The sequence below is a fragment of the Bacillus sanguinis genome, assembly GCF_018332475.1.
In the GTDB taxonomy this organism is placed as follows: domain Bacteria; phylum Bacillota; class Bacilli; order Bacillales; family Bacillaceae_G; genus Bacillus_A; species Bacillus_A sanguinis.
The window spans coordinates 1-14,498 of record NZ_BOQB01000225.1 but is presented as its reverse complement, the minus strand read 5'-3'; the positions used below and the strand labels follow the sequence as shown (position 1 = coordinate 14,498).

The window sequence follows — 14,498 nt, the reverse complement described above, 5'->3', positions numbered from 1 at the left end:
AAGAAAGATAAAGATACATTATATAAAACTTTAGGAGGTTACTAGTTATGAATGTAGATAGAAAAATAGTAGGTGTTTTTAGAACAATTGATGATGCGGCGTTCGTTATTAATGAATTAAAGGATAAAGGATACCCGGCAGATAACATTTCAGCTATTGCGAAGGATCAAAAGGAAATTGAACATCTGGAAGAAAAATCGGGTGAAAAAGTGAATAGCGAAACTGCACATAAAGCAGATATCTTTTCAGCAACAGGGCTTGTAGCAGGAGGAGTAGCAGGCGGACTCGGTGGTTTATTAACAGGTCTTGGTGTGCTTGCCGTATCTGGAATGGGCCCAATTGTAGCAGCAGGACCGATCGCAGCAGCTATTGGTGGAGCCGGTATTGGCGGAGGAGCTGGAAGTTTAATAGGAGCATTTATCGGCTTAGGAATCCCAGAAGAACATGCTAAGAAATATGAAGAATACATTTATGATGGAAATATATTAATTTTAGTAGATGCAAAATTAGATGATAAGTTAGAAATTTATAAAATATTTGATAAGCATAATGCGTATAACTCCGATTTCTTTAAATAATATGCATGTCATATATTAAACATAGTGAATATCGTTTTTTGATCTTACAACTTTGGCGCGGCCGAGGAGTCGTATGACTATAAGAGAGAAAGGGCTTATAGTAAAAGATCAAGTTTAAAAGGGAAGAGGTGTCTTTTCGTGATTGTAAAAATAGTAAAGGATAGTAGTAATAGTTTCCTTTGCACAGTTCAAAATAAAAATGGAGAGAAGTATGTGAAGAAATGGTTTCGTAAACAGAAAAACAAGGAAGAATTAGGGCGACCAACTTTTAAAGAAGTAGAAAAGGATTGGAAAGAAAATAGAGAATCGTTTATGTATCCGAATATTGAAGCGCTTTATTAAACATAATAGGCGCTTTATTCTTACAAAATTGTCACACTCCTGTAAGGTAATTCAATAGATTCGTTGCTTGTTCCATGTCATAATAAAGACATAAGAAAGCTTATTCAAACTACAACTTATTAGGAGAGTGTCAGTCATGATTGTAACAACAACGTCTGGAATTCAAGGTAAAGAGATTATTGAGTATATCGATATTGTAAATGGTGAAGCTATTATGGGTGCAAACATTGTCCGCGATTTATTCGCTTCTGTTCGTGATGTTGTCGGTGGTCGTGCTGGTTCTTACGAAAGCAAACTAAAAGAAGCTCGTGATATCGCAATGGATGAAATGAAAGAACTTGCAAAACAAAAAGGTGCGAACGCTATCGTTGGCGTTGACGTAGATTATGAAGTTGTTCGTGATGGAATGTTAATGGTTGCTGTAAGTGGTACAGCTGTACGTATATAAGTAAATGAAAAAACAGGCTCACCCCTTGAAGTTTATGCTTTGAGGGGATTTTTTTGTTTCATGACTAAAATTAACATGAAGAAGAGCTGATGGAGTGTTATAAGTGGGAAAAAATAAGATAATGGCGGCGAGCTATAAGTTGAAAAAACTATACTGTACATATTTTTAAAATGAGCAAAACATTATTGTAAAAAATGCTAGGATTGCTCCTAGCATTTCGTGAGGGGTATTGTATGGGAATTTGAAAATAAGCTGAAACACTTGCTTATCTCAAATGTAGCATATATTGTTTTCAAAGAGAAAAGTAAAAAATACAGCAATCTTTATATATGTTTAACGAAGGTGTTAACATTGTGACAAATAATAAAATTGTTATTTGAGGTAAGGAGAGAAATAATGGTATGAATAGGTTTAGAGAGTGTATAGTTTATAGAAATAAACGATTGAGCATGTAAAGCGTTATATTACATAAAATTTATAATGAATGGAGGCGATTACATTATGTTTTGGTTAGGGTGTTTTTTAGGCTACATTGTAGGTTCAGTTATTACATGTGCGCTACTTTACTTTGGATATAGATCCAATGAAAACAAAAAAGCGGATATGCAAAAGAGGGAGGAGAGGAAAATCAATAAAAAGGGTGTATAGGATGTGGAAGGTAAGGTGATAGTGTTGATGCAAAAATAAAGGACAGTACATATTTTATATGACTACTATATACTGTCCTGCTTATTCTTTTTGGATTAGGAAAAATTGTTGCCTGTCTTACTATAAATTTCATAGGCGAAATAACCAAATAAATAGCCTATTCCAGATCCTAAACTAACTGAAAGCAGGGAGAAGTCCGGGAAAAACATACCGAAAATCAAACCGATTATACAGCCAACAAGCATTCCTATAGGTATGAAGCTATCCAATAAAACTTGAGCTTTTTTTGATTTTTTCTTACCTAATGTACCGTTGTTATATTTATGTTTAAGCCTTCCAATCACATATACTACAATTCCCCCAGCTATTAAAACAGGCGCAATTGCTGTAAGTAACCACATATTAGGGTCTCCTTTCACCTTTTAATAGGATTATACCAGATACTTACAATTGGGTATTCCTAAACGTACTATCTAGTCTATTTAAAAGGCCGATCAAAAAGGCTGCCCCCATTGTAGTTAATAACTCGTCAAAAACACTTTTCCTTTCGTTTTCTCAGCAGACTGCACAACATCAACCGCCGCTTGCACATCCGCTAAGTCATATGTAGAATGTACCGTCATAAAACGTAATTGCTCATTTTCAACTAAGCGAATTAAGTGACGAAACGTTTCTTGCCATTTATATGGTGAAACCTCTTTATTCCAATGTCGTAAATGAAATATGTTCGCGTGCACTTTTGCTTTCGTGACAATCTCGGCCCAGTTCACTTGTATTCCTGATAGAAGACCGATTGTTAAAAAGTGCCCGTTTGGACGTAAGGAGAAAGCTAATTCATTTCCATCCGGCCCTCCGATAGAATCAATCGCAGCATCTGCACCGAGCCCGTTTGTTAATTCCATAACTGTTTCGTGAAGCGGGGCAGTGGAAGTATCTATTACATAATCGGCACCAAGCTGAAGTAATTCCTCTGTATGTTTATTATTTCTTGTCACTGCAATGAGTCGGAAATTCAAAATTTGTGATAACTGCGCAAATAGATGTCCAATAGCGGATCCGCAAGCATTCACTAATAAAACATCATTACTCTGTAAGTTTAACGTTTCTGTACAAGTAACCCACGCCGTAAGAGGATTAATATACATTTGTGCCGCTGTAAAATCATCAATAGAATCAGGAATAGGGACTACAAAATCAGCTGATGTCTTCACATACTCCTGCCAAGTACCTTCTCCGCGTAATGGTAAAACACGTTTACCGATCAGGTCTCTCGTAACGCCCGCGCCAACATCTTCTACAATACCAACACCTTCATAACCAGGTATGTTAGGTAAAGGAATTCTATGTGCGTACGCTCCCGTTATTGGAATTAAGTCAGACGGATTAATCGGTCTGACTAGCATACGAACTAGCACTTCATTCTCTTTTAATGGTTCTATATTTTTATATTCAACTTGTAATACATCTTTTGGGTTGCCAAACTTGTGAAATTGGATGCATGTTCCGTGCAAAGTAATTTGCCCCCTTAGTTTGATTGGCTTTATTATAGCATTTTTAGTTTGAGTAATTATTTCATTAGTACTAAATAAAAGGGAACAGAAAATCTTCTTTCTTTGAGGGGGATTTTGATTGTGTAAGCTTTAAACAGATATATTAATTATGTAGTATTGTAGAATCGATTTTCTAAACAAGTTATTAGGTATATAGTAATATAAAAAAAGGCGCTCTTGTGAGCGTCTTTTTCCAACTTGAGATAGATGTATCATTATTATTCTGCTGGGGTACATAATTTTCGTTTGAAGTTTTCTCACACAAATGATCTGTGTATCAATTTGTTTTTGATATACAGATCATTTGTATGATAACTCTTATAGATAATTGCTGAATAATAATCTTACATAAATGCTTTTAAAAGTTCTTGAACTAATGGAATTACCCCACCTACAAATTTTAAAACTGCCATTGCGATTTCCATATGAGTGCCTCCTTTTTTAATGGTAAGATGTAATGAATCTTTATACACCTATTATAGTAAGCGCTTACAAATACATCAATGCATTTCGATATGCAATATTTCATATTTGTATTCAGTAATGAGGATAAGGAGGAATTAATAATTTATCTCGCTATTTGTGGGGGATTGCCTGTAAAAGTACAATTGGTGAGGGTTAATAACCAATGGGGATAGACAAAAGCTCCACTGATTAAAGTTTCACTTTATCAAAATGTAAGCTGCATCTTGTATAATATAATGGTGGAGGTCGAATATGAAAAAAATAAATTCAAATACGGATTTGGATAAAAATGTATTGGAAGCGGTATTTATTCCGAGAAGGTTTATTGTTTTATGGATTACACTCGTATATATAGCTTCACTGCTTTTAGAATTTCGTAATAATATTCTCTCGATGGATAGTTTCTTCTTTACAATGGTCATTGTTATTCATACTGTTTTTCATTGGTATGCTAGTTCATTAAGGAATAGGCAATTGTTATATTTCTTTTTTGTACAACTGTTCATTGTGTTTTTGGCTGCATTCATTGCATCAAATGCTTCGATAGCAATTTTTGTTGGATTAACCCCTATTTTAATTGCCCAAAGTCTATATGTTTATCACAATATATTTAAAGTAATAGCAGTTTTTACTCTTATGTATGCAATATTTTGTACTGCAATTAGTATAAATTATGGTGTGAATAAATTAGCTATTCTTATCTCTATGTTTCTGTTAGTGTTAGCAATTATTATTCCTTTTTCTTATATTAATAAACAGCAATATGATGCACGGAATCGTATACAGAGCTATCTTCAAGAGTTAGAGTCTGCATATATGAGAGTAGAAGAATTGACATTAGCTAATGAAAGACAGCGAATGGCAAGAGATTTACATGATACGTTAGCGCAAGGTTTAGCTAGCTTAATTATGCAATTGGAAGCAATAGATGCCCATATGCAGAAAGGGAATACAGGACGATCTCAAGAGATTATGAAACAAACTATGATAAGGGCGAGACAAACTTTACATGATGCAAGGTTGGTTATTGATGATTTGCGTCATACTACTAATTCATTTAATGAAGCAGTAGAGGAAGAGATTCAACGTTTTTCTGAGGCTACATCTATACAAGTGAGATTTACTATTCAAAGTCCCCCGCATATTTCAAACTTAGTAAAAGAGCACTGTTTATATGTAATTAGTGAATGTTTAACGAATATCGCAAAACATTCACAGGCCACAGATGTACATTTAAAAGTTGAATATATCAGTGATCTTGAACAGCTTACTATTGAAGTTGAAGATAATGGAATTGGTTTTGACACTAGATATATCGGCAAGAATCCTGGACATTATGGTTTAATTGGTTTAAATGAGCGTGTTCGATTGATTAAGGGAGAAATACATATAGTAAGTGAAAAGATGAAGGGTACGAAAGTGTATATTCAAGTGCCTATAAATAAAGAAGGAGATGGCCATGAAGCATAACGTATTAATTGTAGATGATCATTTCGTTGTAAGAGAAGGTCTAAAATTAATAATAGAAACGAGTGATTCATTTCAGATTATAGGTGAGGCTGCAAACGGAGAAGAAGCCCTTTCTTTCATAGAAAAAAAGAGACCTGATGTTATTTTAATGGATTTAAATATGCCTAAAATGAGTGGCTTAGAAACAATCGAGGCTTTGAATAAAAAAGAAAATCAGACGCCGATTATTATATTAACTACTTATAACGAAGATGAATTAATGTTAAAGGGAATCGAGCTAGGAGCAAAAGGATATTTGCTAAAAGACACAGATCGTGAGAATTTGTTTCGAACATTGGAGGCAGCTATTCGAGGTGAGATTTTACTACAACCGACTATTATGGAAAAGATAGTGAATTATAAAAGGAAAGAAATACATACTGATAAGGTTGAAGGAAACAATTTAACAGAAAAAGAATTGTTTGTGTTAAAAGCTATTGCGCGCGGATATAAGAATAAAGAAATTGCATTCGATATGGGGATAGCTGAGCGAACGGTAAAAGCGTATTTAACAAATATATACAATAAATTAGGTGTTAATTCACGGTCAGAAGCAGTAGCTGTATCTATTGAAAGGAAGTTAATTCATTTTTAAAATATTATATATGCCCAATCGTACATTATAGGCCTGCCCTTTTGTACGATTTTTTTATTTCTTTCTCATGTTATGCTTCAGAAAGTGTGAGCGATTTAAGAACAATCTAATTGCATTACAATTACAGATGTTTCTAATGTAGGAAAGGAAGAAGAATAATTAAATGACAACTTTGTTTTTAATTTCTGTAGTAATTTTCTTTATCTGGCTGCAAAGCAAACAAAGAAAATTAAACTGGATAGATATTATAACTTTTCTAATGATGATAGGGATTATTACTTATACGGCGCCGCAACCAATGACTAGAGATTTACAAGCAGAGTTACTGGCAGTTACGCTTATTTCTTTCGCTATTGGTGTTTGGCAAAGTGGGGGAATTACAGTCTGTTATGAGGATGGAATTTTATATATTAAAAATAGAAAACAGTATTCCATTTCATGGATTCTTTTAATAATTGGTAACATAATTATTACTAACATATTTGAAGGTGGAGTTACACTTAATGGATTGTGGATTATTTTGTGTAGCGTTGTTATTGCATCTGGGGTGAAAAAAAGTATTCTATGTATTCTGTACAAATTAACAGTGCGAAATTAACTGGAAAAAAGGATATTTTTTTATCTTAATATAGAACGTATTACTGTAAGTTCATCAAAAGATTGTAGTCGATAAAAACGAGAAGAAAGAATGGGGGAGTTAGCTTAGATGTTTCTACCTATTACTACATTTGATAGGTTTAGTTGGCTAGGGAATATTGCTTTCTCTTCAGAAAAGAGCAATGTTAACTTATATAAAAAGAAATGCATAGGTCCAATTAATAATATGCATCAAAAAATAACGATAGATTCTGTCGAATATGATGATAATTGTGTGTTGGGCCGTGCAGAACCTCATTCAACAATTGTCATAACAAGTGGAGATATGTATGTTGGAAGCGGACGGGTCAATAAGTATGGGAAGTTTAAAATATACACGAATGATTATCTGGGAGGGGATTTAGTAATAGAGATTCAGTTGATAATGGGTGGTTTTTATCAAGAGAGTATAACGGTAAAGGTAGAATGTTCAAGATAGGATTATTTCTTTCCACCGCTAAATAAAAAGGAAGCAACCGTAGCTGCTTCCTAAACCTATTAAGCCGAAGCTTTCTTCATTCTCTCAAGTAAACTAGATAACACATGCGTACGATACGATTCTAGTTTTTTACCTTCATAAGTACGGATACCTAATTTTTTAAGTTCTTTTACATACCAACCTTTGCTTCCGAAATACATGTGATCGCTCCCCTTCAACTTTGTTTTTGTTTGTTCTGATTGCGTATGGAGGTACAGGTAATATAATGAAGGAAATGAATTTCGCGCGAAAATGGTTAACTTTGTTGCAAAAGACATATATACTAAAGATAGTATACAACGAGGTGGACAAGACGTGATTATAGAGAAGCACGAAATTCAAATTGACCAAATTACGAGCGGTAAAGTGAATATCTTTACTTTCTATAGAAATAGAAAGCAAATTGATGATCATTTTTTACAATTGCAAGAACCATCGCTAACAGCAAACTACTTCTATCATTTTCATTTTGATGCAGAGAGCTTGCATCTACTGCAGAAAGAGTTTCCAGGCGTATATCCGTACGACGGTAGTGAAACGATTCACGACTGGACGGAAAAGATGAAAGCAGAATTGCAACATCAGATCCAAACAGGAAAATGGAATAAACGCGTACGTATCGGTAATCGCATTCTAGATGTGGTGTTTACGTGGTGTGACGAAGATATAGTAGAGTGAAAAAGAAGCGGATGACGCTTCTTTTTTTAGCGCTGGAATAAAACGAGCTTACCTGCAGTAGATGTACAGCGATGTGTTTTTTCATACAATCCTTTTTCTTGTAAAATAGATTCACCTTTTGCTTTCGCTTCTTTTTCAGTTGCCGCCTCGAATGATTCGTCTAATGCTTTAGAACCATCTTTTTCAAAGACTGTTAGAACGTATACTCCCATGAAAATTCCCTCCAATAATAAAAATCAGAATCTTATAACTATTTTGGCATAAATCATTAGAATATGCAAAGAAATATATGACATTGCGTGGTAAAATAGAGAGAAAGTTTTATGGACACTAGATTTACTATTCGTAGTAAAGTACGGAAAAAGAAAGGATCGTTATTTGTGAAACAAGTGAAGTTTATACATGCGGCTGATTTGCATTTGGATAGTCCGTTTAAAGGGATGGAGATGAATGTACCGCAGTCTGTTTGGGAGAGAATGAAGCAGAGTACGTTTGAATCGTTCGAACGTATTATTGATAAAGCGATTCAAGAGCGCGTTGATTTCGTATTACTAGCCGGGGATTTGTATGATGCGGAGACGAGAAGTTTGAGGGCGCAAGTGTTTGTGCGCGAGCAAATGAAGAGACTTTCGCAGTACGATATCCCTGTTTTTATTATTCACGGTAACCACGATCATTTAGGGGGAAGCTGGGCAGCAATTGAGTTTCCGGAAAATGTTCATGTGTTTACGGAGCCTTATGTAGAAGAGAAATCCTTTTATAAAAATGGTGAGTTATTCGCTTCTATTTACGGATTTAGTTATTTGCAGCAAGCGGTAACGGATAATATGACAGCGCAGTATACGAAAATGAGTGATGCGCCTTTTCATATTGGTATGCTTCACGGAAGTGTGGAAGGAGATGCAGAGCATAATCGCTATGCACCGTTTCAAATTCGTGAGCTGAAAGAAAAGCAGTTTGATTATTGGGCTCTTGGCCATATACATAAACGTGAAATTTTATCAGAGGAGCCATACATCATTTATCCAGGTAATATACAAGGACGTCATCGTAAGGAAACGGGCGAGAAGGGTGCGTATCTGATTGAACTTACGAAACAAGGAACGCAATGTTCATTTTTCCATACGGCAGATGTTGTGTGGGATGAGATAGAAGTGAATATTGATGGACTGGAAACTGTCGATGAACTTATGACTGTGATATCAAGTGCGATGAATGAATGCCGAAGAGAAGAAGAAGGGACGCTTTTAACTGTCGTATTTACAGGTCAGGGGCCACTTTCTCCTTATTTACGTGATGAAAAACGTGTGGAAGAGATTTTTCATATTTTAGCAGCGGGCGAAGAGCGAAAAGACTTTGTATATGCGATGAAGTGGAAGAACGAGACGGTTTCTTTTGCGGAAATCGAGCGTTTGAAAGAGGAAAATCATTTCGTCGGTAGTGTGCTGAAGGAGTTAGAAGCTTTCACGAATATGGACGGCGTATTGCGCACGATTTGGACATCTCCTGTAGCGCGTAATAGTATTGAATCTTTTACAGAAGAAGAGAAGAAAGAGATTCAAAAGGAAGCGGAAAATATTATTTTAGAGCAATTATTCCAGCAAGAGAGGGATAAGAAATGAGAATTGAAAAACTCCATATTTATGGGTATGGAAAATTAGAAAATGTGGAAATGGATCTGTCAATGCTGACTGTTTTATACGGTGAAAATGAAGCGGGGAAATCGACAATTCGCTCATTTATGAAAAGTATTTTATTCGGTTTTCCAACGAGAGGACAGCGCCGTTATGAGCCGAAAGAAGGCGGCAAGTATGGCGGTGCGATGACTGTACAAACAGAGAAGTACGGACGTTTGAAAATTGAACGATTGCCAAAAACGGCAGCTGGCGAGGTGACCGTTTATTTTGAAGACGGGAAAACGGGCGGCGAGGAAATTTTACACGATATATTAAGCGGGATGAATGAAAGTTTATTTGAATCAGTCTTTTCTTTTGATATGCACGGCCTTCAAAATATTCATCAGCTTGGCGAATCGGATATCGGCAATTATTTATTTTCAGCAAGCGCAGTCGGAAGTGATGCGTTATTGCAGCTAGATAAAAAGCTAGAAAAAGAAATGGATCAACGCTTTAAACCGAGCGGGCGTAAACCAGAAATTAATGTCTCACTACAAGAGATGAAGAAACTTGAAGAGAAGATGAAAGAGTGGCAAGGGAAAATTGGTACGTATGAAAAGCAAGTGGAGCAGCTAAAAGAAAGTGAAGAGAAACTAGCTACTGTTCGCGTGGAAAAAGAGAGTGCAGAAAAACGAAAGCAAGATTATGAAATATTAGCAGCGCTAGAGCCTCTCGTTATTGAAAAGCGTGCGCATGAGAAAGTGTTAGAAAATGAGAACGGGCAGTTTCCTGTAAACGGAATGGCGCGTTATGAAGCGATTAAGGCAAAAATGGAGCCGCTTCAGTTGCAAGTTGATTCACTTCATAAAAAAATAGAGAACGTGCAATCGGAAATGGAATCGATTCAAATAGATGAAGAGTTTTTACAAAAAGAAAGTTATGTAGAAGAACTTCGTATGCAGCATATGTCTTACGAAAATGCACGTCAAGAAATGCGTGATATGACAGGAACGATTACGAATATAAAAGAAGAACTGACAGAACTAGAGCAACAAATCGGTGCTACTTTTGAAAAAGAAACAGTTCTTTCGTTTGATATGAGTTTGGCAACGAAAGAGTTAATTACGCAAACAGTGCAAAAGGCGCGCGAATTAGAAACGCAAAAAGCACAGCTTGATGATCGTTTTAAAGTAGCGCAGGAGCAGTTAGAAGAACAAGAAGAAAATATAAGGCAGATTAAGCAACAAATGTTAGCGGATGAAGAGCGAAATACGTTAGCTGAGAAAGAGAAGTCGTTCCAAGATGCGGCGTTTATCGGTATGGGCGCAGAGAGAATGAAGCGCAAGTATGAGGAAAAAGCAGGCGCGGCTATGCAAAAGAAAAAACAGTGGCAAAGAATTTGTCTTCTATTACTTCTTATTAACACAGTCGTTTTATTTACAAGCTTATTTATAGATAACCGCCTGCTGTTATTTATTAGTGTCATTGTTTTTGTAGCGATTGTTCTTGCCCTCGTTTTATATAAAGATCCGTCAAGCGGGCTACAAGAAGAGCTTCTTACTCTTCAGCAAAGTGCTGGCGGGAGACAAAGTGAAGAAGCGATGTCTGTACGCTATGAGTTAGAAAAAGATGAAGAGATTCGTAAGCTATTTGAGCGTGAGTCGTATAAGTTACAGCAAATGGAACGAGCGTATGATAAAGTCGTTTCATCGTATGAGGAATGGGAGCGAGAAACATTCCGCACGAGCGAACAAGTAAATGTGTATAAAATGCGCTATACGTTCCCTGATTTTTATACGTATGCGCACATATTGCCGGCGTTTGAGCGTATGGAAAAGATGCAGCAATTATATCGTGAGTTAGAGAAACAAGGCGCTCGGAAATCTTCATTATATGAAATGATTTCGCATTTTGAACATAAACTAGAAACTGTTATCGGTAGTGCGGAGTATAGTAAGCTGCACGAGGCACAAAGTCGTATGCAAAATGAGAAAGAAAAGCGCCAAACTTGTAAGCAGTTAAAAGAAAAACTGGCGGAATGGCAAGAAGAATATGCGTTTATGCAAGAGCAATTGAAACAAATGTTAGTAGAACGAGATAGTTTATGGCATATCGCACATGCTACTGATGAAGAGATGTTTTTAGAAGCAGGTAAACTAGCGGAAAAACGTGAAGATGCTGAGAAGCAAGTAGGGCGTTTATTACCGCAAATTGATCTATTAGAACAGCGTTTAACGAGTTTATCATTAGCTGAACATTATGAAGCTGACGGTTATGATGAAAAATTAAAGCAAGAAATGACAACTGCGCAAAACTGTCTTACAAAGGAAAAAGAACTGACAGAGCGTATTGCACAGCATCGTATGGAAATTGCGAATTTAGAAGAAGGAAGTACGTACGGTGATTTATTACACGAATGGGAAATGAAAAAAGCGCAAGTTCGTGAACAAGTGAAGAAGTGGGCTGCGTATGCGGCCGCAAAGACAGTGTTAACGAAAACGAAGCAATATTATCACGAAGTACATCTTCCTCGTATTTTACAAAAATCAGAAGAGTATTTCGTCTATTTAACGGGCGGAAGGTATAGTAAAATCTTTTCGCCGTCAGAGGCAGAGCCGTTCATTGTCGAGCGTAACGACGGTATGCGTTTTTATAGTCATGAACTAAGCCAAGCGACAGCAGAGCAGTTATATTTATCGCTAAGATTTGCATTAGCGAAAACATTTGAGCATGATTATCCGTTTATTATTGATGATAGTTTCGTGCATTTTGATGCAGTAAGGACAAATCGTACGATTGAACTTATAAAGGAAATTGCGAAAGATAGGCAAGTCATCTTCTTTACATGTCATGCGCATTTACTAACGTATTTTACAGAAAAACAGATTATAAAATTAGTGCGTAAGCGTAAAGAAAATGAGTTGTAGTGTGCTATACTAAAAGTAACTGATATGGTGGAGGAATTCGAATGAAAAAGAAAATTGCAGAATATGAAGTTGGTGAACAAGTCGATGTTTTCTTGTTAATTAAAACAGCGACAAAAGGTCTAGCAAGTAATGGAAAGCCGTTTTTAACAGTAATCTTACAAGATCCAAGTGGAGATATTGAAGCGAAGCTATGGGACGTATCACCAGAAGTTGAGAAACAATATGTAGCGGAAACAATCGTTAAAGTAGCTGGTGACATTCTAAACTACAAAGGGCGTATTCAATTACGTGTGAAACAAATCCGAGTTGCGAATGAAAATGAAGTAACAGACATCTCAGATTTCGTAGAAAAAGCGCCAGTGAAAAAAGAAGATATGGTCGAGAAAATTACGCAATACATATTTGAAATGAGAAATCCAAACATTCAACGTCTAACAAGACATTTATTAAATAAGCATCAAAACGAATTTTTAGACTATCCAGCAGCGACTAAGAACCATCATGAGTTCGTATCTGGACTAGCTTATCACGTCGTATCGATGCTTGATTTAGCGAAAGCTATTTCAAATCTATATCCATCATTAGATAAAGACTTACTATATGCAGGCGTTATTTTACATGACCTTGGTAAAGTAATCGAACTATCTGGCCCAATTTCTACAACGTATACGTTAGAAGGAAATTTATTAGGTCACATTTCTATTATGGTGAACGAAATTGGGAAAGCAGCAGACGAGCTGCAAATCGATGCAGAAGAAGTATTAATTCTTCAACACATCGTCCTTTCTCACCACGGAAAAGCAGAATGGGGTAGCCCGAAACCACCATTAGTAAAAGAAGCAGAAATTCTGCACTACATCGATAACTTAGATGCAAAAATGAACATGATGGACCGTGCATTAGGACGCACAAAACCAGGCGAATACACAGAACGTGTCTTTGCACTTGATAATCGTTCGTTCTATAAACCGACGTTCCATAATTAATAGTGTGAATAAAGTGGCCTCATTAAGTGTTAATACGCTTATTGGGGCTGTTTTCTTTATTAAAAATGAAATGAAATAGTTAAAAAGATAGTACAGGATTTTCAGCTATTGAATACGCTAGAAAATTCCCATATAGATCAAGTTTAATTGAAAGGATGGAAAAATATGAATCAAAAAGAGCCTATTGAATTTATTGAAAAAGCTGGGGCCTGTATTGTTTCAAAAAATATAATAAATGAAACAGGAAAATTGAAATGGATATTGAGAGAGCAATCAATAGATGCGGTAGATAATGGTTGGAGATTTTTTTCAGAAATTGATGATGATAATTACATTAATAATCCTGATAATTTAGTAGTGTGTGATTTTAATACTGTAGCAAATATTGAACCGGCTATTCTGGGAATATACGAACTACCAATAGGTAGTGATTTACAATTAGTTTCTGAAAATGGAAAAATAAGATTTGTTGATAATTTAACTGGTAAAGAAGTTTGATGAGGATACGAAAATCTAAAAACAACGAGGCAAAATGGTTCGAGGAGATGTAAATTTACCAAGTGTGAGTTCATTAAATATCTTCGAAAAGAATGTAAAATATTATAGTGAGCGAGGGACAAAGAGTAATATTAAGATATTTAATTGTAAGACAGAAGCATGTGAATACTTCTATAATAGTTTAATTCATATGTTAAAAGAAATGGGTGTAATTTAAACCTGAAATAAAAGGGCATTTCCGTTTTGGGATGCTCTTTTATTTTACTAACTTTATTTCACATACACATAGGTTCTAGTTGCAATTAAGCAGATTTTATTTTATATATACATTATTATACTAATCTAAAGTTTCTGTATTTACATTTTTTTCTTTTTATCTCATAATTTTAATTGGGGAAAGGGAGGAAAGAAATGGTTCAAATCAAAGTGACACCTGAAATGCTAGAAGAAGTTGCTAATCGGGCAAGTAATACCCGAATCGCATTAGAATCTATACATAATAATTTATGTAATGAAATTGATTATTTGTGTTTTCAATGGATTG

At 35.6% G+C, this 14,498-nt stretch carries 17 protein-coding genes and 1 pseudogene; 13 read left to right on the top strand and 5 right to left on the bottom strand.

From position 1 onward, the window contains the following. Positions 1 to 47 precede the first annotated feature (47 nt). The 3 genes from KI369_RS21775 (at position 48) to KI369_RS21765 (ending at position 1,368) form a co-directional block, all read left to right on the top strand. On the top strand, positions 48 to 578 hold the full coding sequence (locus tag KI369_RS21775) for a general stress protein (protein WP_212957350.1): 531 nt from the start codon (positions 48 to 50) through the stop codon (positions 576 to 578). Between the two features lie 138 nt (positions 579 to 716). Continuing rightward, positions 717 to 920 carry a DUF4028 family protein gene (locus KI369_RS21770; RefSeq protein WP_212957349.1) on the top strand — a complete coding sequence of 68 codons (204 nt, stop codon included), beginning with the start codon at positions 717 to 719 and terminating at the stop codon, positions 918 to 920. Positions 921 to 1,056: 136 nt separating this feature from the next. Next, positions 1,057 to 1,368, top strand: coding sequence for a YbjQ family protein (locus KI369_RS21765; RefSeq protein WP_000637511.1), 312 nt, complete (start codon positions 1,057 to 1,059; stop codon positions 1,366 to 1,368). A 743-nt stretch (positions 1,369 to 2,111) separates the two neighbouring features. On the opposite strand, the gene KI369_RS21760 is transcribed toward KI369_RS21765, so the two are convergent. The 3 genes and pseudogenes from KI369_RS21760 to KI369_RS29785 form a co-directional block, all read right to left on the bottom strand. Continuing rightward, on the bottom strand, positions 2,112 to 2,417 hold the full coding sequence (locus KI369_RS21760; protein ID WP_212957348.1) for a hypothetical protein: 306 nt from the start codon (positions 2,415 to 2,417) through the stop codon (positions 2,112 to 2,114). Positions 2,418 to 2,534: 117 nt separating this feature from the next. Continuing rightward, on the bottom strand, positions 2,535 to 3,527 hold the full coding sequence (locus KI369_RS21755; protein WP_212957347.1) for a zinc-dependent alcohol dehydrogenase family protein: 993 nt from the start codon (positions 3,525 to 3,527) through the stop codon (positions 2,535 to 2,537). Positions 3,528 to 3,910: 383 nt separating this feature from the next. After that, positions 3,911 to 4,095 (bottom strand): annotated as a pseudogene (locus KI369_RS29785) (hypothetical protein). Positions 4,096 to 4,283: 188 nt separating this feature from the next. Here KI369_RS29785 and KI369_RS21750 point away from each other — a divergent pair. The 4 genes from KI369_RS21750 to KI369_RS21735 all read left to right on the top strand — a co-directional run bounded on the left by KI369_RS21750 (position 4,284) and on the right by KI369_RS21735 (position 7,210). Beyond that, the gene (locus KI369_RS21750) at positions 4,284 to 5,501 is read left to right on the top strand and encodes a sensor histidine kinase (RefSeq protein WP_212957346.1); all 1,218 of its coding nucleotides are present in this window, start codon (positions 4,284 to 4,286) and stop codon (positions 5,499 to 5,501) included. Further along, on the top strand, positions 5,491 to 6,135 hold the full coding sequence (locus KI369_RS21745; RefSeq protein ID WP_212957345.1) for a response regulator: 645 nt from the start codon (positions 5,491 to 5,493) through the stop codon (positions 6,133 to 6,135). Before KI369_RS21750 ends, KI369_RS21745 begins: the two co-directional genes overlap by 11 nt. Positions 6,136 to 6,298: 163 nt before the next feature. Further along, positions 6,299 to 6,733 carry a hypothetical protein gene (locus tag KI369_RS21740; protein ID WP_212957344.1) on the top strand — a complete coding sequence of 145 codons (435 nt, stop codon included), beginning with the start codon at positions 6,299 to 6,301 and terminating at the stop codon, positions 6,731 to 6,733. A gap of 108 nt (positions 6,734 to 6,841) precedes the next feature. Continuing rightward, on the top strand, positions 6,842 to 7,210 hold the full coding sequence (locus tag KI369_RS21735) for an Ig-like domain-containing protein (RefSeq protein ID WP_212957343.1): 369 nt from the start codon (positions 6,842 to 6,844) through the stop codon (positions 7,208 to 7,210). 59 nt (positions 7,211 to 7,269) lie between these two features. Here the strand turns inward: KI369_RS21735 and KI369_RS21730 are convergent, their stop codons facing one another. Then, positions 7,270 to 7,410 (bottom strand): YflJ family protein, encoded by a 141-nt coding sequence (locus tag KI369_RS21730; RefSeq protein WP_000273536.1) that lies wholly within the window; start codon positions 7,408 to 7,410, stop codon positions 7,270 to 7,272. 154 nt (positions 7,411 to 7,564) lie between these two features. Here KI369_RS21730 and KI369_RS21725 point away from each other — a divergent pair, with 154 nt between their 5' ends. Further along, complete coding sequence (locus tag KI369_RS21725; RefSeq protein ID WP_212957342.1) at positions 7,565 to 7,927, top strand: hypothetical protein; 363 nt, start codon at positions 7,565 to 7,567, stop codon at positions 7,925 to 7,927. Between the two features lie 26 nt (positions 7,928 to 7,953). Here KI369_RS21725 and KI369_RS21720 read toward each other — a convergent pair whose 3' ends face one another. Further along, positions 7,954 to 8,139, bottom strand: a complete 186-nt coding sequence (locus tag KI369_RS21720) for a YhzD family protein (RefSeq protein WP_000539552.1) — start codon at positions 8,137 to 8,139, stop codon at positions 7,954 to 7,956. 168 nt (positions 8,140 to 8,307) lie between these two features. Between KI369_RS21720 and KI369_RS21715 the strand changes: the two genes are divergently transcribed. The 5 genes from KI369_RS21715 to KI369_RS21695 form a co-directional block, all read left to right on the top strand. After that, positions 8,308 to 9,549, top strand: coding sequence for a metallophosphoesterase family protein (locus KI369_RS21715; RefSeq protein ID WP_212957352.1), 1,242 nt, complete (start codon positions 8,308 to 8,310; stop codon positions 9,547 to 9,549). After that, the gene (locus KI369_RS21710; protein ID WP_212957341.1) at positions 9,546 to 12,470 is read left to right on the top strand and encodes an ATP-binding protein; all 2,925 of its coding nucleotides are present in this window, start codon (positions 9,546 to 9,548) and stop codon (positions 12,468 to 12,470) included. Before KI369_RS21715 ends, KI369_RS21710 begins: the two co-directional genes overlap by 4 nt. Positions 12,471 to 12,511: 41 nt before the next feature. Then, the gene (yhaM, locus tag KI369_RS21705) at positions 12,512 to 13,456 is read left to right on the top strand and encodes a 3'-5' exoribonuclease YhaM (RefSeq protein ID WP_087957609.1); all 945 of its coding nucleotides are present in this window, start codon (positions 12,512 to 12,514) and stop codon (positions 13,454 to 13,456) included. Between the two features lie 165 nt (positions 13,457 to 13,621). Next, positions 13,622 to 13,954: a DUF2185 domain-containing protein gene (locus tag KI369_RS21700; RefSeq protein WP_044741070.1), complete on the top strand. Its 333-nt coding sequence runs from the start codon at positions 13,622 to 13,624 to the stop codon at positions 13,952 to 13,954. A 411-nt stretch (positions 13,955 to 14,365) separates the two neighbouring features. After that, on the top strand, positions 14,366 to 14,498 hold a 133-nt coding region (locus KI369_RS21695), incomplete at its 3' end, for a WXG100 family type VII secretion target (protein WP_212957351.1).

Bases quoted from the DNA above. Each gene is read 5' to 3' on its own strand.
- KI369_RS21775 (WP_212957350.1), top strand. From the start codon at position 48: ATGAATGTAGATAGAAAAATAGTAGGTGTTTTTAGAACAATTGATGAT.
- KI369_RS21765 (WP_000637511.1), top strand. From the start codon at position 1,057: ATGATTGTAACAACAACGTCTGGAATTCAAGGTAAAGAGATTATTGAG.
- KI369_RS21760 (WP_212957348.1), bottom strand. From the start codon at position 2,417: ATGTGGTTACTTACAGCAATTGCGCCTGTTTTAATAGCTGGGGGAATT.
- KI369_RS21750 (WP_212957346.1), top strand. From the start codon at position 4,284: ATGAAAAAAATAAATTCAAATACGGATTTGGATAAAAATGTATTGGAA.
- KI369_RS21745 (WP_212957345.1), top strand. From the start codon at position 5,491: ATGAAGCATAACGTATTAATTGTAGATGATCATTTCGTTGTAAGAGAA.
- KI369_RS21740 (WP_212957344.1), top strand. From the start codon at position 6,299: ATGACAACTTTGTTTTTAATTTCTGTAGTAATTTTCTTTATCTGGCTG.
- KI369_RS21735 (WP_212957343.1), top strand. From the start codon at position 6,842: ATGTTTCTACCTATTACTACATTTGATAGGTTTAGTTGGCTAGGGAAT.
- KI369_RS21730 (WP_000273536.1), bottom strand. From the start codon at position 7,410: ATGTATTTCGGAAGCAAAGGTTGGTATGTAAAAGAACTTAAAAAATTA.
- KI369_RS21720 (WP_000539552.1), bottom strand. From the start codon at position 8,139: ATGGGAGTATACGTTCTAACAGTCTTTGAAAAAGATGGTTCTAAAGCA.
- KI369_RS21710 (WP_212957341.1), top strand. From the start codon at position 9,546: ATGAGAATTGAAAAACTCCATATTTATGGGTATGGAAAATTAGAAAAT.
- yhaM (WP_087957609.1), top strand. From the start codon at position 12,512: ATGAAAAAGAAAATTGCAGAATATGAAGTTGGTGAACAAGTCGATGTT.
- KI369_RS21700 (WP_044741070.1), top strand. From the start codon at position 13,622: ATGAATCAAAAAGAGCCTATTGAATTTATTGAAAAAGCTGGGGCCTGT.